Annotated in this window: 21 protein-coding genes and 1 pseudogene; 9 read left to right on the top strand and 13 right to left on the bottom strand. The window is 72.4% G+C overall.

Going from position 1 to position 22,559, the window contains the following annotated elements; genetic code table 11:
* Positions 1–6: 6 nt before the first annotated feature.
* Both OO54_RS10730 and OO54_RS10725 read right to left on the bottom strand, forming a co-directional pair.
* Complete coding sequence (locus OO54_RS10730; RefSeq protein ID WP_157856459.1) at positions 7–429, bottom strand: hypothetical protein; 423 nt, start codon at positions 427–429, stop codon at positions 7–9.
* Between the two features lie 114 nt (positions 430–543).
* Positions 544–1,464: an endonuclease/exonuclease/phosphatase family protein gene (locus tag OO54_RS10725; protein WP_234439630.1), complete on the bottom strand. Its 921-nt coding sequence runs from the start codon at positions 1,462–1,464 to the stop codon at positions 544–546.
* Between the two features lie 405 nt (positions 1,465–1,869).
* Between OO54_RS10725 and OO54_RS10720 the strand changes: the two genes are divergently transcribed.
* Entirely contained in the window at positions 1,870–3,756 is a 1,887-nt protein-coding gene (locus tag OO54_RS10720) for an AMP-dependent synthetase/ligase (RefSeq protein ID WP_033202635.1), read from the top strand.
* 82 nt (positions 3,757–3,838) lie between these two features.
* Here OO54_RS10720 and OO54_RS10715 read toward each other — a convergent pair whose 3' ends face one another.
* Together OO54_RS10715 and OO54_RS10710 are read right to left on the bottom strand one after the other, a co-directional pair.
* Positions 3,839–4,513 (bottom strand): response regulator, encoded by a 675-nt coding sequence (locus OO54_RS10715; protein WP_033202634.1) that lies wholly within the window; start codon positions 4,511–4,513, stop codon positions 3,839–3,841.
* Positions 4,510–5,637, bottom strand: coding sequence for a sensor histidine kinase (locus tag OO54_RS10710; RefSeq protein WP_033202633.1), 1,128 nt, complete (start codon positions 5,635–5,637; stop codon positions 4,510–4,512). The genes OO54_RS10715 and OO54_RS10710 overlap by 4 nt, the downstream gene beginning before the upstream one ends.
* A gap of 214 nt (positions 5,638–5,851) precedes the next feature.
* Here OO54_RS10710 and OO54_RS10705 point away from each other — a divergent pair, with 214 nt between their 5' ends.
* The 4 genes from OO54_RS10705 to OO54_RS10690 all read left to right on the top strand — a co-directional run bounded on the left by OO54_RS10705 (position 5,852) and on the right by OO54_RS10690 (position 9,081).
* On the top strand, positions 5,852–6,301 hold the full coding sequence (locus OO54_RS10705; RefSeq protein ID WP_033202632.1) for a DUF6223 family protein: 450 nt from the start codon (positions 5,852–5,854) through the stop codon (positions 6,299–6,301).
* 95 nt (positions 6,302–6,396) lie between these two features.
* On the top strand, positions 6,397–7,104 hold the full coding sequence (locus OO54_RS10700) for a VanZ family protein (protein WP_033202631.1): 708 nt from the start codon (positions 6,397–6,399) through the stop codon (positions 7,102–7,104).
* A gap of 80 nt (positions 7,105–7,184) precedes the next feature.
* Positions 7,185–8,009 carry a response regulator transcription factor gene (locus OO54_RS10695; RefSeq protein ID WP_033202630.1) on the top strand — a complete coding sequence of 275 codons (825 nt, stop codon included), beginning with the start codon at positions 7,185–7,187 and terminating at the stop codon, positions 8,007–8,009.
* Positions 8,002–9,081: a sensor histidine kinase gene (locus OO54_RS10690; RefSeq protein WP_033202629.1), complete on the top strand. Its 1,080-nt coding sequence runs from the start codon at positions 8,002–8,004 to the stop codon at positions 9,079–9,081. The genes OO54_RS10695 and OO54_RS10690 overlap by 8 nt, the downstream gene beginning before the upstream one ends.
* A 9-nt stretch (positions 9,082–9,090) precedes the next feature.
* On the opposite strand, the gene OO54_RS10685 is transcribed toward OO54_RS10690, so the two are convergent.
* Positions 9,091–10,332, bottom strand: coding sequence for an outer membrane protein assembly factor BamB family protein (locus OO54_RS10685; protein ID WP_234439631.1), 1,242 nt, complete (start codon positions 10,330–10,332; stop codon positions 9,091–9,093).
* Between the two features lie 206 nt (positions 10,333–10,538).
* Between OO54_RS10685 and OO54_RS10680 the strand changes: the two genes are divergently transcribed.
* Both OO54_RS10680 and OO54_RS10675 read left to right on the top strand, forming a co-directional pair.
* Complete coding sequence (locus OO54_RS10680) at positions 10,539–10,748, top strand: helix-turn-helix domain-containing protein (RefSeq protein WP_026058749.1); 210 nt, start codon at positions 10,539–10,541, stop codon at positions 10,746–10,748.
* The gene (locus OO54_RS10675; RefSeq protein WP_033202628.1) at positions 10,748–11,317 is read left to right on the top strand and encodes a Clp protease N-terminal domain-containing protein; all 570 of its coding nucleotides are present in this window, start codon (positions 10,748–10,750) and stop codon (positions 11,315–11,317) included. Before OO54_RS10680 ends, OO54_RS10675 begins: the two co-directional genes overlap by 1 nt.
* On the opposite strand, the gene OO54_RS10670 is transcribed toward OO54_RS10675, so the two are convergent.
* From OO54_RS10670 to OO54_RS10655, 5 genes are all read right to left on the bottom strand, one after another.
* Entirely contained in the window at positions 11,301–12,215 is a 915-nt protein-coding gene (locus tag OO54_RS10670) for an ABC transporter permease (protein WP_200146788.1), read from the bottom strand. The genes OO54_RS10675 and OO54_RS10670 overlap by 17 nt on opposite strands.
* Positions 12,212–13,327 (bottom strand): ATP-binding cassette domain-containing protein, encoded by a 1,116-nt coding sequence (locus OO54_RS10665; RefSeq protein WP_033202627.1) that lies wholly within the window; start codon positions 13,325–13,327, stop codon positions 12,212–12,214. Before OO54_RS10665 ends, OO54_RS10670 begins: the two co-directional genes overlap by 4 nt.
* Before the next feature lie 246 nt (positions 13,328–13,573).
* Positions 13,574–13,729, bottom strand: coding sequence for a VenA family class IV lanthipeptide (locus tag OO54_RS46360; protein ID WP_167348131.1), 156 nt, complete (start codon positions 13,727–13,729; stop codon positions 13,574–13,576).
* A gap of 225 nt (positions 13,730–13,954) precedes the next feature.
* Positions 13,955–16,669, bottom strand: coding sequence for a class IV lanthionine synthetase LanL (gene lanL / locus OO54_RS10660; protein WP_033202626.1), 2,715 nt, complete (start codon positions 16,667–16,669; stop codon positions 13,955–13,957).
* 221 nt (positions 16,670–16,890) lie between these two features.
* A complete protein-coding gene (locus OO54_RS10655) occupies positions 16,891–17,766 on the bottom strand; it encodes a helix-turn-helix transcriptional regulator (protein ID WP_033202625.1) in 876 nt (291 codons plus the stop codon).
* A 222-nt stretch (positions 17,767–17,988) separates the two neighbouring features.
* Between OO54_RS10655 and OO54_RS10650 the strand changes: the two genes are divergently transcribed.
* Positions 17,989–18,765, top strand: coding sequence for an SDR family oxidoreductase (locus OO54_RS10650; RefSeq protein WP_033202624.1), 777 nt, complete (start codon positions 17,989–17,991; stop codon positions 18,763–18,765).
* Positions 18,766–19,084: 319 nt separating this feature from the next.
* Here OO54_RS10650 and OO54_RS45815 read toward each other — a convergent pair.
* Positions 19,085–19,172, bottom strand: a pseudogene (locus OO54_RS45815).
* Between the two features lie 35 nt (positions 19,173–19,207).
* Entirely contained in the window at positions 19,208–19,942 is a 735-nt protein-coding gene (locus tag OO54_RS10645) for a DUF7873 family protein (protein ID WP_017242096.1), read from the bottom strand.
* Between the two features lie 204 nt (positions 19,943–20,146).
* Here OO54_RS10645 and OO54_RS10640 point away from each other — a divergent pair, with 204 nt between their 5' ends.
* Positions 20,147–20,443 carry a hypothetical protein gene (locus OO54_RS10640; RefSeq protein WP_033202623.1) on the top strand — a complete coding sequence of 99 codons (297 nt, stop codon included), beginning with the start codon at positions 20,147–20,149 and terminating at the stop codon, positions 20,441–20,443.
* A 70-nt stretch (positions 20,444–20,513) separates the two neighbouring features.
* On the opposite strand, the gene OO54_RS10635 is transcribed toward OO54_RS10640, so the two are convergent.
* Positions 20,514–22,238, bottom strand: a complete 1,725-nt coding sequence (locus OO54_RS10635; RefSeq protein WP_051786850.1) for a CAP domain-containing protein — start codon at positions 22,236–22,238, stop codon at positions 20,514–20,516.
* Between the last annotated feature and the right edge of the window lie 321 nt (positions 22,239–22,559).

Below are 22,559 nucleotides of genomic sequence, written 5' to 3'. Positions count from 1 at the left end.
GGACGCTCAGGAGGGGTTGAGGAGCCGGAAGACCATCACCCTGCCGACGGGGTCGAGCCGGAACTCGGCGGCCTCCGCCGACGCGCCCGATCCCGCCGACGCCTCGAACGCCTCGCTGGTCTGCCAACGCGTGTCCGCCGTGGTGCCCGGAGGGGGTGTCGGCGGCGGTTCGGTCGCCTCGGTCCACGCGTACTGCTTCGTGAGCCGCCGTACGTCGGCCTCCGCCAGCCGGGCGTAGCCCCGCAGCTCGCGGTCGGTGGGCCCGGGAACCCGCGGGTCGGCGACCCCCAGCGGCTCGTACGTCCACTCGACGCTCTCCACGTCACCGAGCTGCGGCAGCGACGAGGCGATCGGCCCCTCGTCGTGCCGCACCTCGGGCGGCGCCTTCTCCGGGCGCTGCTCCTGAGCGCACCCCGCGGACGTCGCCACCGAAAGCACCACCAGTGCCGCGGCGCACGTCCTCCCGGACCGCATGGTCGTTCCCCCTCCGATGTCCCGCCCCGCGGCCGATCGACGCCGTGCCGTTCAGTACACGTACACGCCCTACTGGACGGTGACGGTTCCGATCAGGACCCGGTGGTCCGAGCAGGCCGCCACGCCGGTGCACGCGGTGGAGGGGGCCAGCGAGTCCGCGCTGTACGGGCCGGCGAGGGTGCTCTCCCGCACGAAGACGAGGTCGATCTTGGCGGCGATCCCGCACTTGTTGTCCGAGGGGGCATCGGTGGTCGACTCCCCGTGGCCCGGGCAGTGGGCGCCGTCCGCGTCGTCGAGTTCGCGGTACGAGCCGGTGTTGCCGTCGTCGGCGACCGTGTTCACGCTCGGCGCGTAGTAGGGGTTCAGCTTCTTGTGGTGCGGCTGCACGTTGAAGTCGCCCGCGACGATCGGTGTGTCGTACGTCGCCAGCTGGTCGAAGACCGCCTTCAGCTGGATGCTCTTGTAGTCGGGGTCCGTGGTGAGGTGGGTCGTGCAGAAGACCGTTCCCGACCCGTCGGCGAGGGGCGCGCACAGCAGGTTGCGCGCTTCCTGGGCGCCGTCGGTGGGCAGGGTGACACGGTCGGCGGAGCCCAGCGGGTGCCTGCTGAACAGCGCGTTGCCGTAGGCGTTGCCGGCGCAGACGTCGGGGTCGCCGGCCGGAAGGCTGGACTCGAAGCGGGCGAAGCTGGTGTTGCCGTCGACGGGCCAGGCCCTGGCACGCAGTTCCGTGATGATCGCGGAGTACTGGTTCTCGCACAGCTCGTTGAAGGCGGCGAAATCGGCGCCCCGGTTGACGATCGAGTCGACCGCCTGGTCCACCAGGCCGTCGGTGAGCGACCCGTCGTGGATCGTGTTCCCGGCCACGTTCCACTGCCAGACCTTGTACGTCCGCGGCGTCACCGAGGTGTCCGCCGCCTGGGCGGTGCCGGCCGCCACCGAGAAGGCGCACGCGAGGCTCAGCACGAAGCCCCGGAACATCGCTCGTCTCATATGTGGATTCCCCTTGCCGTGAGGTCGTTGTGTCAGGCCGTCAGGATGGGATGTGGTTCGCCTTGCGGCCATGGCGACAGCGTCGTGCTGGACAAGGTGTTCTGTTTCCCCCGGGACGTGCCGCCCGCGCGGAAACGGCCACAGGCGATGCCCGGAGGCCAGCAGCCCTCCTGGCCGCCGAGCAGATCGTTTCGGTCCGTGGATGCGCAGGTCAGAGCCACATCGCGGGCCGACCGGAACGCGGACGCCACCGACACGGCGCCGGGCCCGTGGCACCCGGCGCAGCGCACTTTCCTCCCCGTATCCCCTTACACACAGGGGGGTTTCCCCCTTAGCCTCACTCTGCGCGCAAGTTACCTGCCAGTTAAGCACTCTGTGATGGGCGCACCGGGCCCGGAGGTCGACATGAGTTCCGCGCAACACCTGTTGGAAAGCCGGCCGCATTCAGTGGCGCACCTCTTCCTCGCCAGGGTCGAGGCCACACCCGACCGGGAGGCGTACCGCTACCCCGTGGTGACCGAGCCCGCAGGCCCGGAAACCGAGCGGTGGCGCTCCCTGACGTGGGCCCAGACCGCGGACCGGGTGAAGGCGATCGCGGCCGGACTGCTCAGCATCGGGCTGCGCCCCGAGGAGCGGGTGGCCATCTCGTCCTCGACGAGGATCGAGTGGATCCTCGCCGACATGGGCGTGATGTGCGCGGGAGGCGCCGCGACCGCCGTGTACCCGAGCACCAACGCCGACGAGACGGCGTACATCCTCGCGGACTCCGCCAGCCGCGCGGTGTTCGTCGAGGACGCCGGGCAACTGGCCAAGGTGGCCGCGCACAAGGACCGGCTTCCCGGGCTCGGCCACGCCGTCCTCATCGACGCGGAGACGGAACCGCCCCGGATCGAGGGCCTGGAGGTGCTGACCCTCGCCGACCTCGAAGAGCGCGGCAAGGCGTACCTCCAGGAGCGTCCGGACGCGATCGAGAAGACGGTCGAAGGCCTCGGGCCGGAACAGCTCGCCACGTTGATCTACACCTCCGGAACCACCGGCCGCCCGAAGGGCGTGCGCCTCGTGCACGACTGCTGGTCGTACCAGGGCGTGGCGCAGGAGGCCACCGGCCTCGTCGAGCCCGACGACGTGCAGTTCCTGTGGCTTCCGCTGTCCCACGTCTTCGGCAAGGCCCTGATATCCGGTCAGGTGAAGTCCGGTCACGTGATGGCCGTGGACGGGCGCATCGACCGGATCGTCGCCAACCTGCCCGTCGTCCGGCCCACCATCATGGCGTCCGCGCCGAGGGTCTTCGAGAAGGTCTACAACGGCATCGCCGCCCGGGCCCGGGCCGACGGAGGAGCCAAGTACAAGATCTTCCTGTGGGCCGCCCGGGTCGCCCGCGACTACGCCAGGACCGGCCAGGAGCAGATGGTGGCGACAGGGCGCCGCAAGCTGCCCCTGTGGCTCTCCGTACAGCACGCCCTCGCCGACAAGCTGGTCTACGGCAAGATCCGCGCGGCCTTCGGGGGACGGCTGCGGGGCAGTGCCTCCGGCAGCGCCGCCCTCGCCCCCGACATCGGCTACTTCTTCGCCGGCGCGGGCGTCCCCGTCCTGGAGGGCTACGGCCTGACGGAGACCAGCGCAGCCTGCACCGTCAATCCGGCCGACGACTACCGGGTCGGCACGGTCGGCAGGGCCCTGCCCGGCACCGAGGTCCGCATCGCCGAGGACGGGGAGATCCTCCTGCGCGGCCCCGGCATCATGCGCGGCTACCACAACCTCCCCGACAAGACGGCGGAAGTCCTGGAGAGCGACGGCTGGTTCCGTACCGGCGACATCGGCGACGTCGACAAGGACGGCTTCGTCCGCATCACCGACCGCAAGAAGGACCTCTTCAAGACCTCGGGCGGCAAGTACGTGGCCCCCACGGAGATCGAAGGCCGCTTCAAGGCCATCTGCCCGTTCGTCAGCAACATCCTGGTCATCGGCAACGGCCGCAACTACTGCACCGCCCTCATCACGCTCGACGAGACCGCGATCATGCCCTGGGCGGCGTCCCACGGGCAGGAGGGCCGCGGCTACGCCGACGTCGTCTCCTCCCCTGAGGTGCACGCCCTCATCGACGACTTCGTCCAGCGCGTCAACGGTGACCTCCAGCGCTGGCAGACGATCAAGAAGTTCGCCGTCCTGCCGCGCGACCTCGACGTCGAACACGGCGAACTCACTCCCAGCCTCAAGGTCAAGCGCCCCGTCGTCGAGGGCGAGTACGCCGACCTCATCGAGGCCATGTACGAAGGCTCCCGCGAAGCCTGACGCGATCGAGGCGTCCGGCCGGGACGCACGGCCGGACGCCTAGTCACTGTGTCCGGCCAGGACGGACGGTCAGGGCGTCCGGTCAGGGCGTCCGGTCAGGGCGTACAGCTGTGACCAGGCCCGACTCGTACGCGTAGATGACGAGTTGGGCCCGGTCGCGGGCCCGGAGCTTGGTCATCGCCCGGTTGACGTGGGTCTTCGCGGTGAGCGGGCTGATGACCATGCGGTCGGCGATCTCGTCGTTCGACAGGCCCTGGGCCACCAGGACGACGGCCTCGCGCTCGCGGCCCGTCAACTCCGAAAGGCCCGCGCCGGTGTCCGCGGGGAGGGGCTGGGCGACGTACCGGTTGATCAGCTTGCGGGTGATAGAGGGGGCGAGGAGGGCGTCGCCACGGGCGGCGACACGTACGGAGTGCAGGAAGTCCTCCGGCATGACGTCCTTGACCAGGAATCCGGCGGCGCCCGCGCGCAGCGCGTGGAACACGTACTCGTCGAAGCTGTAGTTCGTGAGGATGACCACGTGCACCCCGGCGAGGTCCGGGTCCGCGACGATGCGGCGGGTCGCCTCGATGCCGTCGACGACGGGCATCTGGATGTCGACGAGCGCGACGTCGGGCAGGTGCTCCTTGGCCAGCGCGACGCCCTGGGCGCCGTCGGCGGCCTCGGCCACCACCTCGATGTCGTCCTCGAGGTCGAGCAGAGCGCGGAATCCGCTGCGGATGAGGGGCTGGTCGTCGACCAGCAGGACACGGATCACGACGCCCGGTCCACGGGAAGTTCGGCCCGGACGGCGAAGCCGCCCCCGTCACGTGGTGCGGCGCGCAGCCGGCCGCCGAGCGCCGTGACGCGTTCCCGCATGCCGACCAGCCCGAGGCCCGGGGTCGGGGCGGCGCCTGTCGTGGCCCGGCCGTCGTCGACCACCGCTATCTCGAGGGTGTCCGGCCGGCAGTCGATCCGGACCGACGCCGTGGTGGCGTCGGCGTGGCGGGCGACGTTGGTCAGCGACTCCTGCACGATCCGGTAGACGGTCCGGTCCACCGCGGCCGACACGTCGCGGTGCGCCCCCTCGACCGTCAGCGTCGCGTCCAGGCCGAACGTACGGGCCCGTCGCACCAGCTCCGGGACGTCGTCAAGGCCGCGCGGCGGGGTCGTGTCGTCGTCGCGCAGCGCCTCGAGAGTGGCACGCAGCTCCCGGCTCGCCTCGCGGCCGGCCTCCTGGATCGCCAGCAGGGACGTCGGCACGTCCTCGCCCCGCTTGCGGGCCACGTGCACCGCGACCTCCGCCTGGACCTTGATGACCGATATCTGATGGGTGAGCGAGTCGTGCAGTTCCCGCGCGATGCGCAGCCGTTCCTCGTCGGCGCGGCGCCGCGCGGTCTCCTCGCGGGTGCGCTCGGCCTCCTCCGCCCGCTGCTCGGCCTGCCGCAGCGCCTCTCCCGCGGCCCCCGCCGCGACGAGCCAGGCGATCTCGAGCGCGCCCCGGGCCTGCGCGAACGCCTCGCCCGTGTCGTGCGATCCCGACGCCAGCGCCGCGAGCGGAAGCAGCGCAAGCACGACGACGCTCGCCACCACCGCGACGGTGCGGTGCCCCCCCCGCACGGCCCCGTACACGGCGAACAGGTACGCCACGGCCGCCACGTCGAAACCGGCCGCCTGGTACCCCGCGGCGCACACGCCCGTGACGACCAGCACGGCGACCGGCGCCCGGCCCCGCGCGGCGAGCGCCAGCCCGCCGAGCGCGAGCAGCGCGTACCCGAGGACGGCCTGACCGGAGACGGGAACCCGCTGCGACAGTCCCGTGACGACAAGCGCCGCCGCCACGCCCACGGCGATGACTCCGTCACCGAACCGGGCCCACATCCGGGCCGTACCTGCACTCATGTGCGCACCCTAACCGGCCGCCGCCGGCGGCGAGTCCCCCTCGCAGACGACCGCCGTCTACCACGCACGCAGTAGCTCCTCGCGATCTGCGGCGTCCGCGGTACCCGTATGCGACGGCGGTGGCAGTGCGAAGTGCCTGCGCCCGCCGGACGACGGGCACCGGGCCCGGCGGAGATGCTCGGACGACAAACCGACGCACGAAGGAGCACCGCTCATGTCCACTCGACCGTCCGCCCGCCGACTGCTCGCCACCGTCACCACCGCGTCCGCCGCCGCGGTCCTCGGAGGCCTCGTCTTCGCCGTGCCCGCGGCCGCCCACATCGCCTCGGCGCAGCCGCTCGCCGCGAGCGCCTACGACTTCGGCCCCGGGCGGGCCGGGTCTTCCGCGGCCGCGTTCCTCGCGCTGGCCGGCGTGGTCGTCGGATGGCTGGCCCTGGCCCGCCCGACCGGCCGCCTCGGCGTCGCGAGCGGACCTCTCGGAGCCAGGATCGCCCTGGTCGCGGGGCTGGTCGGCACGGCCGTCGGCGTGCTGGTCGCGGCCACGGCCGACGGGGGCCTCGGCACCGGCAACGGACTGGGCGGGGCCTTCGTGGCCATCCTGGTGGGAGTGGCGAGCACGGTCCTGGGATGGCGGGCGACGGTCCGCGTCCGGCGCGGGGCCTGAGCGAACGACGAGGACGACGCGGGCCGACGCGTGTATCGCGGGCGTATCGAAAACCGCATACGCCCCCGCAACGGCCCTCCGCCTTCGATGGGGGCATGAACCACAACGCATCCCCTTCGGCACGGGCCGGCCGGACGGGCAGGATCGTGCTCGTCGGCCTGGCGGTCCTCGCCCTGTCGGGCGGCCTGTTCGTCGTGCGGGGACCGCTCATGATGTCCGCGCCGAGGTGCATGGCCGGGCGGTGGCACGGCTGCTACGACACGTTCAACGGCGTGGTGCTCATGACGCTGGTCGCGCTGCCCCTGGCCTTGCTCGTGGTATGGGTCCTGGCGCGCCGTCGGCGTTCGGCCGGCGGCGCGTCGGCGTGGCGGACGTCCCTGGCGGAGGTGGGCATGGTCCACGGGACGCTGCCGTTCCTGTGGCTGACCATGATGCCGGGCGGCGGAGCGGGCGTCGTCCCCGCACGGGTGAGCCTGGTCCCGCTGCGGGACCTCGTCACGATGGGGCCGCTGGGGATCGGGGGCAATCTGCTGGTCTTCGCGGCACTGGGCTTCTTCGCCCCGATGCGGTTCGCGGCGCTGGCGTCCGTGCCGCGGATCCTGGCTCTCGGCGCGGGCTGCTCGGTCCTCGTCGAGACCGCACAGTACGTCCTGCGTCTGGACCGCGTGTCCTCCGTCGACGACGTCCTGGTCAACGCCGCCGGCGCCGTACTGGCCGCGCTGGCCTCGCGCCGCTGGTGGCGGACCCCGGAGGCGACGCGGAGCGAGGAACCGCAGCGCCCCGTACCGGCAGCGGCGGGCTGAAGGCGCGCGCCCGGACCGACACGGCGCCGCGGGCACCTCCGCATACGGTGGCGATATGCCGCCCTGCCTAGGCTTCGGGCATGCGTGTACTGATCGTGGAGGACGAGCCCTACCTGGCCGAAGCCGTCCGTGACGGTCTGCGGCTCGAGGCGATCGCCGCCGACGTCGCGGGCGACGGCGACACCGCCCTGGAGCTGCTGAGCGTCAACTCCTACGACCTCGCGGTCCTCGACCGTGACATCCCCGGCCCCTCCGGCGACGAGGTCGCCCGGCGCATCGTCGCCTCCGGCAGCGGCATCCCGATCCTCATGCTCACCGCCGCCGACCGGATCGACGACAAGGCGTCCGGGTTCGAGCTCGGCGCCGACGACTACCTCACCAAACCGTTCGACCTGCGGGAGCTCGTCCTGCGGCTGAGGGCGCTCGACCGCAGACGCGCGTACGCCCGGCCCCCGGTCCGCGAGATCGCGGGCCTGCGGCTCGACCCCTTCCGCCGCGAGGTCTTCCGTGACGGACGCTACGTCGCGCTCACCCGCAAGCAGTTCGCCGTGCTCGACGTCCTCGTCGCCGCCGAGGGCGGAGTCGTCAGCGCCGAACAGCTCCTCGAACGCGCCTGGGACGAGAACGCCGACCCCCTCACCAACGCCGTACGCATCACCGTCTCGGCACTGCGCAAGCGGCTCGGCGAACCCTGGATCATCGCCACGGTCCCCGGCGTCGGCTACCGCATCGACACCCGCACGAACCCCGCCGCGGACACACCTGCGGAGCCCCGTACGGGCAGCGCCGACCCCGACGGCGGCACCACCACGGACCCTGGCGGCGGCACCACGGCCTCCGGCAGCGCCACCACGGCCCCCGGCGGCGACGCCACCACGGCCCCCGGCGGCAGCGGGCATGCGTAGACGCCCGGGGCTCAGCGCCCGACTGAAACTGACCCTCAGCTACGCCGGGTTCCTCGCCCTCGCCGGCGCCCTCCTGCTGGTCGTGGTGTGGGCCTTCCTGCTCCGTTACGTCCCCGACAACTCCCAGGGTCTGCTCGGGGTCTCGCCCAACCGCTACCTCCTCGTGCGCACCTTCGCCCCCGCCGCAGCGGCCGCGATGGCGTTCCTGCTCCTGTTCGGGCTCGTGGGGGGATGGATCCTCGCGGGGCGGATGCTGGCACCGCTGACGCGGATCACGGACGCGGCGCGGAGCGCCGGGAGCGGCTCGCTGTCCCACCGGATCCGCATGGAGGGCCGACAGGACGAGTTCCGGGAGCTCGCCGACGCGTTCGACACGATGCTGGAGCGGCTCGAGTCGCACGTCGCCGAACAGCAGAGGTTCGCCGCGAACGCCTCCCACGAACTGCGCACACCGCTGGCGATCTCGCGGACGCTCCTCGACGTCGCACGCAAGGACCCCACCCGCGACCGGGACGAGCTGATCGCCCGCCTGCAGGCCGTCAACACGCGCGCGATCGACCTCACCGAGGCCCTTCTGATGCTCGGCCGGAGCGACCGGGGCCACTTCACCCGCGAGGGCGTCGACCTCTCCCTCGTCGCCGAAGAGGCCGCCGAGAGCCTGCTCCCGCTCGCGGAACGGCGTGGGATCACGCTCGACGTCACCGGCGGACCGACATGGACCACCGGATCCGCGGAACTCCTGCTGCGGATGGCGACGAACCTCGTCCAGAACGCCGTCGTCCACAACCTCCCCGCCGGCGGTACCGTCACGGTCCGCACCGACGCGGAGGGCACCACGAGTGTGCTCCGGGTCGAGAACACGGGCCGTCGGCTCCCTCCGGAACTGGTGCCGACCCTCACCGAGCCCTTCCAGCGCGGGGCGGAGCGCGCACGCACCGAGGAGCACCCCGGCGTCGGCCTCGGCCTCGCCCTCGTGCACAGCGTGGTCCGGGCCCACGACGGGACCCTCGACCTCGCCGCCCGCCCCGCCGGCGGTCTCCTCGTCACGGTCCGGCTTCCCGGTGCGCCCTGAGGCGTGGGGTCAGGGCGCGAACGAGAGCACGCGGGGTTCGCGCCGGGCGCCGTCGCCGCTACGGTCGGTCCCGCCCAGGAGCACGAGGCCCCCCCCGACGACGGCTTCCCGGCAGGCCTGGGCGTCGCCGGAGGTGTCCACCGAGTCCCCGCAGTGGGTGAATCCCTTCGCCCGTGGGTCGACGGTCCCGCGCACGCGGCCGTCGGGCCCGAGGGCGACCACCCGCCAGTCAGCTCCGCTCGTCTCCTTGCGCACGGTGGTGATCACGGCCGGGTCGACGGAGAGCACCTGGCCGATGACGTGCCCGGGCTCGGTCCGGTAGCGCCACCGGACCTTGCCCGTGGCCGGATCGATCTCCCGGAGCCGGCTGTACGACTTCTCCAGCGCGGTGATCGCGCAGTCGGAGACGACGAGCAGGCGGCTGCCGCCCGCCACCCTGCCGGGGTAGCACTTCCCGGGGTCCTCCAGGGGGATGTCGTACAGCTTCCGCCCGTCGACGACCCGGTACGCGGTGGCCTTCATGCCCTGGACGATCGCGAAGGTGCCGCCGCTCACGGCGCTGTCCACCATGATGGTGTCGTCTCCGGAGCCCGTCTCGGTCGGCTGCTTGTGCCAGCCGGCCTTGCCGGTGCGCAGGTCGATCATCCAGAGCTGGTCGCACCGGGTGCCGGTCCACGCCTCGACGTCCTGGAGGACGACGACGACCTTGCCGTCGGGAGTCGGATGGACCGGGGTCTCGCAGACGGGCGCCGGCAGCGCGACGCTCCACAGCTCGGCGCCGTCGCCCAGCCGGTGCGCGACGCCCCTCTTGTAGACGGCCTGGACGGCCGTGTCACCCACGATCCACAGGTCCTGGAGGGGGATGCTGCGGCGGGGCAGGTCGGTGCGGTCGTCGACGATCCAGGCACTCGCCTCGCCGGAGCGGCGCTGTCGCGCGATCTCCTCGGTGGTCGGGATGCGCGGAGGCGCGGCCGTGGGCTTCGTCGTCGGCGGGGGAGCGCCCGTCGTCTTCGGCGGCCCGCTCGTCCCCTGCGCCACGGGCGGCGTACGCCCCGCCCCGCCGTGCTGCGTCAGCACGTAACCGCCCACACCGACGAGGAGCAGGAACACGAGGCCCGCCGCGAGCACCGGCCACCGGCGGTGGCGCCGACCGGGCGGCGGGGGCCCGTACCCCTCAGGGGCGTACGGATTGTCCGGCACGGGCCAGGGCGGCGGCCGGTGCCTGTACCAGGGCTCGTGCGACTGCGACATCAGATCCCCCCGTGGCGACGCGAACGGTCTTTTCTGGAACTCCCTTCCAGAAAATCGCTCTGATCCCGGGTCAGGTCAGCGACCTCGGTCATCGCGCCGGCCGCGCGGGTGCGACCGCTGGGCGGCGGTCCGGCGAACCCCGGCCGCCGCCCGAGTCGTGTCAACCGAGGTTGACACGGCGATTCTGTCAACGTAAGTTGACATCCATGACCGATGCGACCGATCTCGCCGCGAGGGCGGGCGACCGCGACCCCCGGGTCGGGCTGCGAGCCGTCTCCGCGCTGCGGCGACTGCTCGAACAGCTGGAAGCCGTCCAGGTGCGCAGTGCGCGCAACCAGGGCTGGTCGTGGCAGGAAATCGCGGCCGAACTGGGAGTCAGCCGACAGGCCGTCCACAAGAAGTACGGGAGGCAGTGATGTTCGAACGGTTCACCCAAGCCGCACGTGCCGTCGTGAAGGGAGCGGTCGAGCACGCGGAGCGGGACGGCACGAAGACCGTCACCAAGGAACACCTCCTCCTGGCCCTGCTCGACCGGCAGGACACCCGCGCGGCGGCCGCGCTGCGAACGCTCTGCCCACCGGACCGCCGTCCGTCCCTCACCGCCGCACTCGCCACCGCCCGGCGCCGGGCCGGACTCTCCCGGGCCGACACCCAGGCCCTCGCGGACCTCGGCATCGACGTCGGCGCGATCGTCGACCGGGTGGAGGAGGCCCACGGCACGGGCGCCCTCGCGGGCGACCGCAAGGACCCCGGTTGGTGGTCGGGACGCCAGACCTTCTCCCGCGAGGCCAAGACCGTCCTGGAGAAGTCCCTCCGCGTCGCGCTCGCCCGCAAGGACCGTGAGATCGGCGACGAACACATCCTCCTCGCGCTCACCATGACCGGAGGCGTCGTCGCCGAGGCCCTCGCCGACCACGGGGTGACGTACACCGCCGTCGACACCCTCGTCACCGGCCCGAAGGCCCAGGTCATTCCGGGCGGTTGAACCGCCGGGCCGCCCACAGCAGGGCAAGGGCGCCGCAGGCCAGGAGGAGGCCGGCTTCGAGCAGCAGCGGAGGCCGGCGGCCGGCCCAGTCGAGGCCCGCGGTGGCCGCGTGATCCGGCACGCGCAGGGAGATGCAGCGGCGGAGGAGGTCCACGGCGTAGGCGAGCGGATTCGCGTCGGCGAGGACGTGGACCCAGCGGGGCAGGACCGTGAGGGGGAAGAAACCACCGGAGAGGAACAGGAGTGGCATCATCACCACCCCCAGGAGCGTGTGGAACGTCTCCGCCCTGTGCAGGCTCACCGCCAGGGCCAGGGCCAGGGCGGTGACGGTGAACGAGGCCAGGACCATGCAGCCGAGCAGCAGCACGAGGAGTACCGGGTCGTACGGCAGGCCCGCCACGCCGGCCAGCGCGAGGAGCACCGCTCCCTGCGCCGTGGCGACCAGCGTGCCGCCCGCGCAGTTGCCCAGGAGAAGGGTGGAGCGGTGGACCGGGGCCATCAGGAGTTCCCGTAGGTAGCCACTCTGCCGGTCGGTGATCAGACGGACGCCGACCATGATGGCCGGGGTCTGCACCGTCATCATCAGCATCCCGGGGAACAGGTACGCCTGGTAGCCGACGCCCAGTTGGGACCGGGGGATGAGCGAGGCCAGTCCCCCTCCGAGGATGAGCAGGTAGAGCGCCGGGTGGAGCAGCATCAGCGCCGTGTGCGTGCGCTGGCCGCCCAGCCGGAGCAGATCGCGGTGGACCAGGGCGTGGATCGCGCGCAGCTCGTGCCGCGGCCTCGTGAACCGTCCGTGGCCTGCGGCGACGCCGGTGCCGTCGGCCTCCGCGGCACAGGAGGTTCCCGAAGGGACGGCGGCGGGACCGTCCGGTGCCTTCCAGCCGAGTGCGGTCATCGGCTGCCACCGGATTCCGTCGTGGCGCGCGGCGACGACGGGCGAAGGGGCAAAGGACCGCCCGGTTGCGCGGGGTCCAGGCTGCGGCCGGTGTGGTGGAAGAAGACGTCGTCGAGCGTGGGCGGCGTGGCGGAAGCGGAGTGCACGGCGATGCCTTGTGCCGTCAGAGCCGCGCACAGACGGGGGATCCACGAGCTGCCGTCGGGCACCCGCAGGGAGACGCCGGCGGCGTCCGCGCCGAGGGCGGATCCGGGCGGCGCCAGGGCCCGCACGATCCGGTGCGCCCCGGTGTCGTCGCCGGTCTGCAGGACGACCCGGTCGTCGCCGATGGCTGCCTTCAGGGCGGCGGGCGTGCCCTGCGCCACCAGTCGGCCGCGATCGATGATGGCGATGCGGTCGCAGTTCTCCGCTTCCTCCAGGTAGTGGGTGGTGACGAACAGGGTGCTGCCGTGCCGCTCGCGCAGCGTCCGCAGGTGGTGCCAGACCTGGGCGCGGGCGTGGGGATCGAGACCGGTGGTCGGTTCGTCCAGGAACAGCACGCCGGGGGCGTGCAGCAGCTGGCGGGCGATCTCCAGGCGGCGTCGCATCCCGCCCGAAAGGGTGCGTACCGGGGAGCGGCGCCGGTCGCTCAGGCCGGCCGCCTCCAGCACCTCGGCGGTGCGCCGGCGGACCTGGCCGCGGGGCATCCCGTAGAGCCGGGCGTGGATGTACAGGTTCTGCTCGGCGGTCAGGTCCCCGTCCACGGCGCTGTGCTGGAAGAGCATGCCGACCCGTCGGCGTACCAAGTGGGGCTGGGTGAGCACGTCGGCCCCGGCCACCGTGGCACGACCCGCAGTGGGGCGTGCCAGCGCGCACAGCAAGGCGATGGTGGTGGACTTCCCCGCGCCGTTGGGCCCGAGGAAGGCGAAGGTCTCGCCTGCCGCCACGTCCAGGTCCAGGCCGCTCACGGCGTGCGTGACGGCGCCCTCAGGGCCCGGGTAACTCTTGCCCAGAGCACGTGCGGTGATCGCGAACACGGGCTCTGGAGGATGCTGGGCGCCGCGCGGGCCGGCGGGAGCGGCCGTCAGGAGGGCCGTCGGAGGGTGGTCGTCGTCACCGACGTGTGGCTGCATGGGCTGCTCCTCGCCTGCTCGTCCTCGCCTGCCGGTCCTCGTCCACGGATCCGCCGACCGCGGCCGCCGGTGCGCGCGGCGAGATCACGCAGCGCGCCCCGGCGCACCGCGGACGGCGCGCCCGAGGCCGGGCAGAGTGTGGAGAGGGGGCGCGGCCGCCGCTGGGCGGCCGCGCTGTGGATCGGGTCGGGTGTCCGGCCGGCGGCTGTCCCGGGTTCGACCGCCGGCCGGATGGTGCTGCCTGTCCTACGCGCAGCTGATCCCGATACAGACCGTGTTGAGGAGCGTCAGCAGACCGACGCACTCACAGGTGGCGGCGAACGGCGCGCCGTCGACGCCGACGGGGTCGGTCTCGGGAAGGGCGTGCAGCCGGGCCAGCAGGTCGATGTCGTGGTTCTCCATGGCTTTCTCCTTCTCTGGTGGGGGTGGCGACAGAACGTGCTGCCGCTCACACCGGCATCTGGACGATCCAGTGCCGGGGGTCGGTGTGACGGATCCGCAGGACGAAGGCCGACCTTCGTTGCGGACGCGTCCTTCCACCGGGCCGGGATGACGTCCCCGTACCCGTGGGGAGGAACTCGCAGGAGGCTGCGAGGGGGGAGAGTTCGGCCCACCCGGGCCTCGGACTCAGGCCGGTGGCTGGACCGTCCAGTGCCGCGGTGTGCCGGCGTACCGCATCCGCAGGAGGAAGCCGAGGATCCCGGCGGACCCGTCGCTCCAGCTGGTCGAGACGTCCCCGTACTCGTTGGGGAACACCACCTGGCCGTGACGGTCGGTCTTCTCGCAGACGATGAGGCGGGCCAGTTCCCCGGCCATGGAGCGGTACGCGGGATCACCGGTGGCGTCGGCCATGTCGAGGAGGAAGTCACCGTTGCCCGCAAGGCCGTGGCACTGGGTGAGCGGAGCGCGGGAGGCGCGTTCCGCCACGGCCCGCGTACTGCGACGGGCGAGATCGCCGAACCGGTCGTCCCCGGTGGCCTGCCACAGCCGCACGAGGAAGCCGCCGATGCCCGCCGAGCCGTGGCACCAGTACGGAGCCGTGGGCGGGTCCCCGGCCTGCGCCGGCCACTGCGCCGCCTCGCCGGACAGTACGGCGCTCGCCACCAGACCCTCACCGACCCGCACGGCCAGTTCCCTGTGCGCGGGGCGATGGGAGACCGCCGCTGCCGCGAGCAGGAAGCAGCCGATCCCGGCCGTCCCGTGGGCGAAGCCCAGGTAGCGCTTGCCACCCCCGGCCGAGGCGTCCCCTGACGAGCCCCCGTCCGGATCCACGGCTTCCGCGGGAACCGCCCACCCCACCCCGTCCGGGCCCCGCCGCACGGCGGCGGTCAGCCGGTCCGCCGCCTCGACGGCGAACTCCGCCCAACGCGCTTCACCCGTGCGCTGCCACAGGTGGAGTGCGGCGAGCCCGCTGCCGGCCGAGCCGTGGGTGATGTCGTGATGAGGCGTCGCCTGCTGCGGCGCCCGCGCCAGAGCCAGCGCTCGGTCGGTCAACGCACGGTCGTCGACGGCACGCCCGGCGTCGTACAGCGCCCAGGCCGTCCCGCGCCCCCCGAAATGCAGACCGGGGCGCGGGGACCGCGCATCGGCGCGGCCCGCGATCCACCGGCCCGCGGTGGACAGCACCTCGGGCAGTCGCGGGTCGCCTGTGAGCTCGAAGTACCGCGTCAGGACGGCCAGCACCCCGGCCGCGCCCTGCTGCACGGTGCACGGGTCGCTTTCCCCGGCCATCGTGGACACGGGCCACAACCGCCGGTCGTCGTCCGGAGTCATCGAGCCGATCAGATGCTCCACGAGCCCGGCCACCACGGACCCGACGTCGGGCTCGACGGCCCGGGACGCCACCGCCGCGGGCCCTACGGCCACGGATCCCGTCGCCGTACGAGTCGCCCTCCGCAGAGCCTCACGAGCCCTGACCGGGTCCCACCGCTCGGCGGGGTCGTCCCTCATCAGCCCGAGCACCATCTCCACCACACCGTCCGGCAGATCGAGCGGACCGGCGCAGGCCGTGAGCCATGCGGCGAGCCGCTGCTCGGCAGCCGGCCCCGCGGGTTCCTCCGGCAGCAGGTTGGGGACCTTGCCGGCCAGGACGAAGCACGCGGTGGCGCCGAGACTGTAGTAGTCGGCCGTCGGACTGACCGGCGCGTCGGCGAGGCGCTCGGGAGCACTGAAACCGGGCGTCCCGACACGGGTCGGAAGTGCGGCCTCGTCCGTGTGGACGGCGAGTTCCAGGTCGATGAGCCGCAGTTCACCGTCGGGCCGGACCATGACATTGGCGGGCGTGAAGTCCCTGAGCACACAGCCACGGGCGTGCGCCGACTCGACCAGGTCCACCAGCCGCGCCACCTGGACCAGCGCGTCGGCGCGGTAACGCGCTCCTCCCGCGTCGCGGAAGTGCTCGGCCACCCAGGTGCGCAGCGTCACACCCGGCACCTCGTCCTGGGCCAGGAACAGGTGCCCGCCGTGCTCGAACAACGCCAGCGGCTCCGGAGCGAGCCCCTGGCCCTTCAGCCTGTCCAGCATGCGGGCCTCGGCCCGCAGCCAGTCCCGGACGTCGCACCCGGAGGCGTCGGCCTCGACGTGCGGCCTGGCCTCCTTGATCACCACGGGGGCTCCCGTACGGACGTCGCTGCCCCGGTAGACACCGCCCTTGTTGGTGTGCCGGATGGCCTCCCGTACGGCGAACCGGCCACCGAGCACCACACGGCCCTCGTCCCCCTCGCCGGTGCGCGACGGAGCGGGCGTCGTCACGGCGGGGAACGGCGAGACCGCCCATGGCGGCGGCTCGTACCGGCCCGTCCGCTTGTCCTCCACGGGGTTGCCGTCGGGGTCCTCGATGAACCACACGAGCAGGCCGTCGTCCGACAGCCGCCGCCGGCCGACGAAGGCCCCGTAGCGGTAGTGGACCAGGCTGCGTACGGCGTAGGGCTGGTCGGACAGGATCCGCGGCCCGGCCATACCCGCCGTCGCCGCGTGCAACCGCTCGGCGAGAGCGGCCGCCTCGGCGTCGGAGCACGGGTAGACGGTGATGAACTTCCCCGAACTGCCCCGCGGCGTCGCACGCGAGTTGAGCACGCCCACCTGCTCCAGCGACCGGGCGAACTTGAACCCCGACTCCCCGCGCAACAGCACCCCGAGGGCCCTGTCGAGAACCTCCGGCGCGGAAGCGACCGTCGCCGACACGTGCAGCTTCCACCCCTGCTCGCGCCGCACCCCTGCCCGGGTCGCGACCCGGCACCACATCTCGTCCGCCTCCGCCGCCCAACGCGTCCCCGTGCCCGTGGCCCGCAGCGCTCGGCGCAGAACGCCTTCCAGGTCAACTTCGGTAATGTGGCTCGCCATTGCGTCTCCCTCTCCACGCTGAGAACCGCTGGCGAGAACGTTCCCGGTGGCATAACCACACCAACACGCACCCCGTCATATTCACTTCATTCAGCGAGCGCACAGCGCTTTCCCTCCACCCACCGGCGCGCCCGGCGCAACACGAAGCGCCCGCGCACACGCCGGAAGCGACGGCCGACGGCGTATCCGGCCCCGCCGCGTACCCGCTCGGCAAGACCTTCCTAGGCTCCCGGCTCCGACGCCGGTGACCGCACGGTCTGGGGTGCGGTCCAGCTGGTGAGGAGACGGAGGGCCTCGGCGGTGTCGGAGCCGGGCTCGACGTTGTAGACACAGAGGGTCTGGTCGGTGTCGCCGGGGACCTGGAAGGACTCGTAGGAGAAGTGGAGGTCACCGACGAGGGGGTGGCGGTAGTGCTTGGCGCCGTGGGTGCGGCGGAGGACCCGGTGGTCGTTCCACCACGAGGGGAACTCCGGTGACTTGAGCGTGAGTTCGCCGACGAGGTCGGCGAGTCGACGGTCGTGGGTGGCGCGGCCGGCCTCCAGACGCAGCACGGCGACGGTTTCGGCGGCGATCCGCTCCCAGTCGCCCACGCGGACACGGGCCTCCGGATCCAGCAGGTAGTAGAGGGCCAGGTTGCGGCGGGGCGCGGGCAGCGCGTCGAAGTCGGTGAGGACCTCGCGTGCCAGGCGGTTGGAGGCCAGGACGTCGGTGCGCCGGCCGAGGACGAACGCCGGGACGTGATCGAGGGTCCGCAGCATCAGGTGCAACCCGGGGCGGACCCGCTGGGGCCCGACCGGAGCGCGGCGGGCCGACGAGGGCCGGGCGAGGAGATCGGTGAGGTGCTCGCGCTCGGAGGCGTCGAGCCGCAGGGTGTCGGCGAGGGCCTGCACGACTTCGGGGGAGGGGTTCTGGGCCCGGCCCTGCTCGAGGCGGGTGTAGTACTCGGTGCTGACGCCTGCCAGTCGGGCGACCTCGTCGCGGCGCAGCCCCGGCACACGGCGTACCCGGCCGTCATCGGGCAGTCCCGCCTGGTCGGCGGTCACCCGGGCACGGCGGGTGCGGAGGAAATCGGCGAGCTCGCGACCACGTTCGTCCATGCCCCCAGTGTGCCGGGCGAGCGGGGCCCCGATGGGGCGCGCGGGTGGTACTGCCGGTACCTGCCTCACGGATACCGGCCTGGTCAGGGACGCTTCCGGCGCTCGACGAGGCGCCCGCGGGTGATGTTCTTGAGAAGGCGCCGACGGGAACGCCGCGGCGACTCCGCCCGACCCGACACCGCGTCACCCACTCACCCGCCTCCGCCTCGAAAGGCGTACTCCATGACCACGTACACGTCCTCCCACCCCCTCGCCGGCCGCGTCGCGGTGGTCACCGGCGCATCCAGCGGCATCGGCGAGGCCACGGCCGAGCACCTCGCCGAACTGGGCGCGAAGGTCGTCGTCCTGGCTCGGCGCGCGGACCGTCTCCACCGGCTCGTCGCCCGGATCGAGAAGAACGGCGGCGAAGCCGTGGCCCTGGCGCTCGACGTGACCGACACGTCGGCCGTGCAGGCGGCCGCGGACCGGGTCGCGTCCGAATACGGCGGCGCCGACCTGCTGTTCAACAACGCGGGCGTGATGCTGCCGGCCCCCGTCGAGGAACTCGCCACCGAGCAGTGGCAGCGCCAGATCGACCTCAACATCACCGGCCTGATGAACGTGATCGGCGCCTTCACCCCGCAACTGGTCACGGCGGCCGGTGAGCGCGGTGTCGCGGACCTGATCAACACCTCGTCGATCGCGGCGCGGAACATCTTCCCGAACTTCGCCGTCTACTCCGCGACCAAGGCCTACGTCACCCACCTCTCACGGCACCTGCGCGCCGAGCTGGGCGCCAAGAACGTGCGTGTCTCCGCGATCGAGCCGGGCATCGTCGCCACCGAGCTCCAGAGCCACGTCACCGACGAAGGCGCCCTCGCCTGGCTCGAAGACGCCAAGGAGGCCATGGAGTGGCTCACGCCCGCCGACATCGCACACACCGTCGGCTTCGCCGCGACGCTCCCGCCCCGGGCCAACCTCCAGCAGATCACGATCATGCCCACGGCCCAGCCCAGCTGAGCCGTCCCCTGGCCGAACCGCACCGCAGGCCAGGGGAAAAGGAGCGGGTCCGAGGGCGTAGCCTGCCCCCGGACCCTGTCGATGCCGCTCACATCACACGCCGGCACACTTGAGAACCCGGGTCATTCGTCATTGCGTCGCGTCCTGCCTTTGGACCACCGCCGATCGAGCTCGGCGGACCAGATTCGAACTGGCATTTCGACGCACCTGGGCCCGGGCCCGGTCGATCCGGCGATGAGCGGCGAATGCTGAGTCTGGAGCAATAGTCTGAGATTGACCGCGGTCTGCCTCTGCCTGGTTGGGCCACCCCGGCACGGAGTGCCGGGAGGAGGACTCGAACCTCCACTGGAACCGCGGATGTCACGACAAGGCTCAGCTTCAGCTTTGCGCTCCTCGCGCACCCCGGCCGTCTTCTGTGGCCGGGGAGTCTGTGGTGTCCCGGCTACCCGAAGAGGTAGCCGAAGACGGCGTCGCCGACCCGCTGGTCGGTGACCTCGGCGCTGTTCGCCTCCTCACGGGCGAACTTCACCGCCTGCTGCAGCTTCTCCACCCGCGTCAGCAGCTCGTTGACCCGCCGCGCCGGCAGCGCGCCCGAGAACTTCACCGTCGTCCAGTAACCGACCGGCACGTCCTCGTAGTAGACCTCGACCTGCGCCGGGTGCTTGTCCGTCGCCTCCGCCTTGACGTGGTTGCGCGGCACCTTCTTCGTACGGACCGTGCGCACGACCTCGGTCTTCCACGCGTCGGTCGACGGGTCCTGCGTCCACGACTCGGCGGCGTCCAGCACCGGAAGCTTGCGGACGAAGGTGCTGATGTCCGTCAGCTGCTTCTCCAGGAACAGCAGATACGCCACGGGCACCTGCGCCACGAGCACACGCCCGTCGACCGTGACGTCCGCACGCGCGTCGCAGTTCGCCCAGTCCTTGGTGGCCGTCACATCGAACAGCCGGGTCAGCGCCCGGGCCGTGTCACGCAGCACGTCCTCGGCCTTCACCTGCACCAGCGTCGACTCGGGCGGCAGCTGCTCGCCCTCCTCGTCCTTCGGCTGGTACGTACGGGAGATGCCGGCGAGCAACGCGGGCTTCTGCAGGCCGTGATGAGCCGCCGTCAGGTCCTGGTGCGCCCGGGACTTGACGCCCTTCTCCACTGCGATGATCTGATTGAGTTTCGTTGCCACGTCGCCGACCTTAGAACGACGGGCCCCGCCCGATCGAACGATTTTCCGCCCGCCGGGTCGCACCCTCTTCGGCCTGCCCCCTGCCGGCACCGCGGTGGGCCGGCCACCGCCCGGCTGGGCGGCGGCCGCGGCCCTGCCCGCTCGCCCTTCCTCTGCCCACCGCCACCGACCCGCGTTGTCAGTGGCGGCTGGAAGGCTGGAGGGATGAACGGCGATGAGCAGCTCCTGCGCGGCCGGGTCTACGGCCACGACCACGACGACCCCGACCCGGGCCCCCTCCCAGGCCAGAGCTACGCGGCACTCGTGGGCGGGCCACTGGACGGACTGCTCCTGGACGTCACGGGCTGGCGGCCCGAGGAGATCGACGACGGTGCCGCGCTGGCCACCGAACTGGGGCAGTGGCCCGGTGGACGCTCCCTGTACGACCCACGTCCCGGCGAAGCCCGTAGACCCGGCCCCGGCATCGTGTGCCGTTTCCACCACTCCGGCGACACGCCCTGACCCGCTCCACGGCCCCGCTCACGGGTGCCAGGACCCGGGAGCGGGGTGGAGCGGTGAGCGGTACGGGCGGTCAGCGCGCGCCGAAGACCTGCGTCCAGTAGGGGCCGCCGGAGGAGTGGATGCCGATGCCGATCTCCTTGAAGTCGCAGTTGAGGATGTTCGCCCGGTGACCGGGGCTGTTCATCCAGGCCTCCATGACCTGCTCCGGCGTCTTCTGCCCCATCGCGATGTTCTCGCCGTACGTCGACCACGGGTAGCCCGCGGCCGTGACCCGCTGTCCCGGGCCGTCGCCGTCCGGGTTCGTGTGGTCGAAGAAGTCCCGTGCGGCCATGTCGTCGGAGTGGCCCTGGGCCGCACGCGTCAGCGCGGCGTTGGCACTGAGCGGCCCGCAGCCCGCCTTGGCCCGCTCCGCGTTCACCAGCGCGATCACCTGGTCCGCCGTCGACTTCTGCCCCGTGTCCTGCTGCGAACCGCCCCCCGGACCGGTGTCCGTGCCGCCGGTGGGCGTGGCGCTCCTCGTCGGCGCCGCCGTCGTGGCGGCCGGGGTCGTCGGGCGCTTCGGCGCCGGCGTCGCCGTGGTCGGACGGGGACTCTTCGTGGGCGTGGCCGTGGCCTTCGTGGGAGCGCCGCTCGGTTTCGCGGTGGCCGAGGCGGACGCGGAGGGGGACGCGGCGGCCGTCGACGGGGAGGCGGTCAGCGTGCCCGGATCGTTCCCCAGGGGAAGGTCGAGCCCCGGAGCGGCGGCCCGGTTCGCCTCCAGCCGGTCCTCCCCGTCACGGGACTGCAGCGAGAAGGCCCCCGCGGTCACCGCCGCGACGGCGATCCCGGCCGCGACGGTGGCACGGCGACGCGTGCGCTCGTCGGCCTGACGACGTCGCCGCCGGGCCGCACGACTGCTGCGCGAACCGACCGCCGCGGCCGTGGAGACATGACCGGCGGGAGCGGACGGATCGGCGGGATGAGGGCGGACGAGGTAGGTCTCGGTCGCGTCGAAAGCGCCGGAAGCATCCGGGTCGTCGAACGTGTCGAACGTGTCGAACGCGGCGTGCTCGGTCGCTGCTGCCGTCATCCCCCCGCTTGCCGCTGCGGCCGTGACAGTCGTCGCCGCCGTCGCCGTCGCGCGGGAAGGTCCGGCCGCCACGATTCCGGTGGCGCAATGGGCGCACTGGACGGTGTGCCCGGCCAGCTCCTCGCGCCAGGCGGCGCCCGGGCGACCGTCCCAGGCCGAGACCTGCCGGGCCAGGGCGAGGCAGCGGGGTTCGCGGGCCAGCGCGACGGTCACGGACCGCGCCCGGTCCATTCGTACGCCTACCGCTTCCATCCGCATCGCGGTGTCGTGCGCGGACCAGCTCAGCGCGGCGGCCGTCTCGTACCTGCTCAGCCACCCGTCCTGCTCCAGCGACCACAGCGCCGCCATCAGGGCGTCCTCGACGTCCAGCCAGAGCAGGACCCCGGCGGGATCCCCGCCCGATCCGGCACGTGCGGCAGGCTGTGCCCGGACGCCGGCCGCGTGCGAGAGGGTGCTCGCCACGGTGACCGAGACGAACCAGGGGCGTACCGCCTCTACCTGAGGCAGGGTCCCCAGCGTGAACTCCGCGCGACCCAGGGTGTCCTGCACGACGGACCGCACGACCTCGTCGGCGTCCGCCCGGCCGTCGAGGGCTCGGGCCGCCAGCGCGTGGACGAGCGGCTGGTAGACGGCCACCAGGTGCTGTCGCACCCAGGGCGCCCCCCACTGCGCCGCCCGTATCAGCTCCGCATCCGTCAGCTGCTCAAAACCCATGGTCTGCTGCACGCTGTCCGTCCTTCACTTACCTCTTGTGGAGTTCCTTGCACAGGGGAGAGCCTCGGCCCGGGACACCGATAACGGAAAGACGAAATCCGATTCCGTGACGTGGGTCACAGGGGCCTGACGATGATCGAGAACGGTGACGAAAGCTGTTTCCGCACCGTGCGGTCCGGCCACCCACAGGCTCCGACCACCGCCCGATCGCCCGCGCCACGCCGGCCCGCCGGACCTAGGTGTATTGATCACGAGCGTTGTTGACACTGGTCTGGTCTTGAACATGGCGAAGACCTCCGGTGTGGTGGGAGCTGTCTAGGAACTCACCTCACG

The sequence above is a fragment of the Streptomyces wedmorensis genome (genome assembly GCF_000716445.1).
Lineage (GTDB): Bacteria > Actinomycetota > Actinomycetes > Streptomycetales > Streptomycetaceae > Streptomyces > Streptomyces wedmorensis.
The sequence above is the reverse complement of the archived record's forward strand: the minus strand, read 5'-3'. Positions and strand labels throughout refer to the sequence as shown.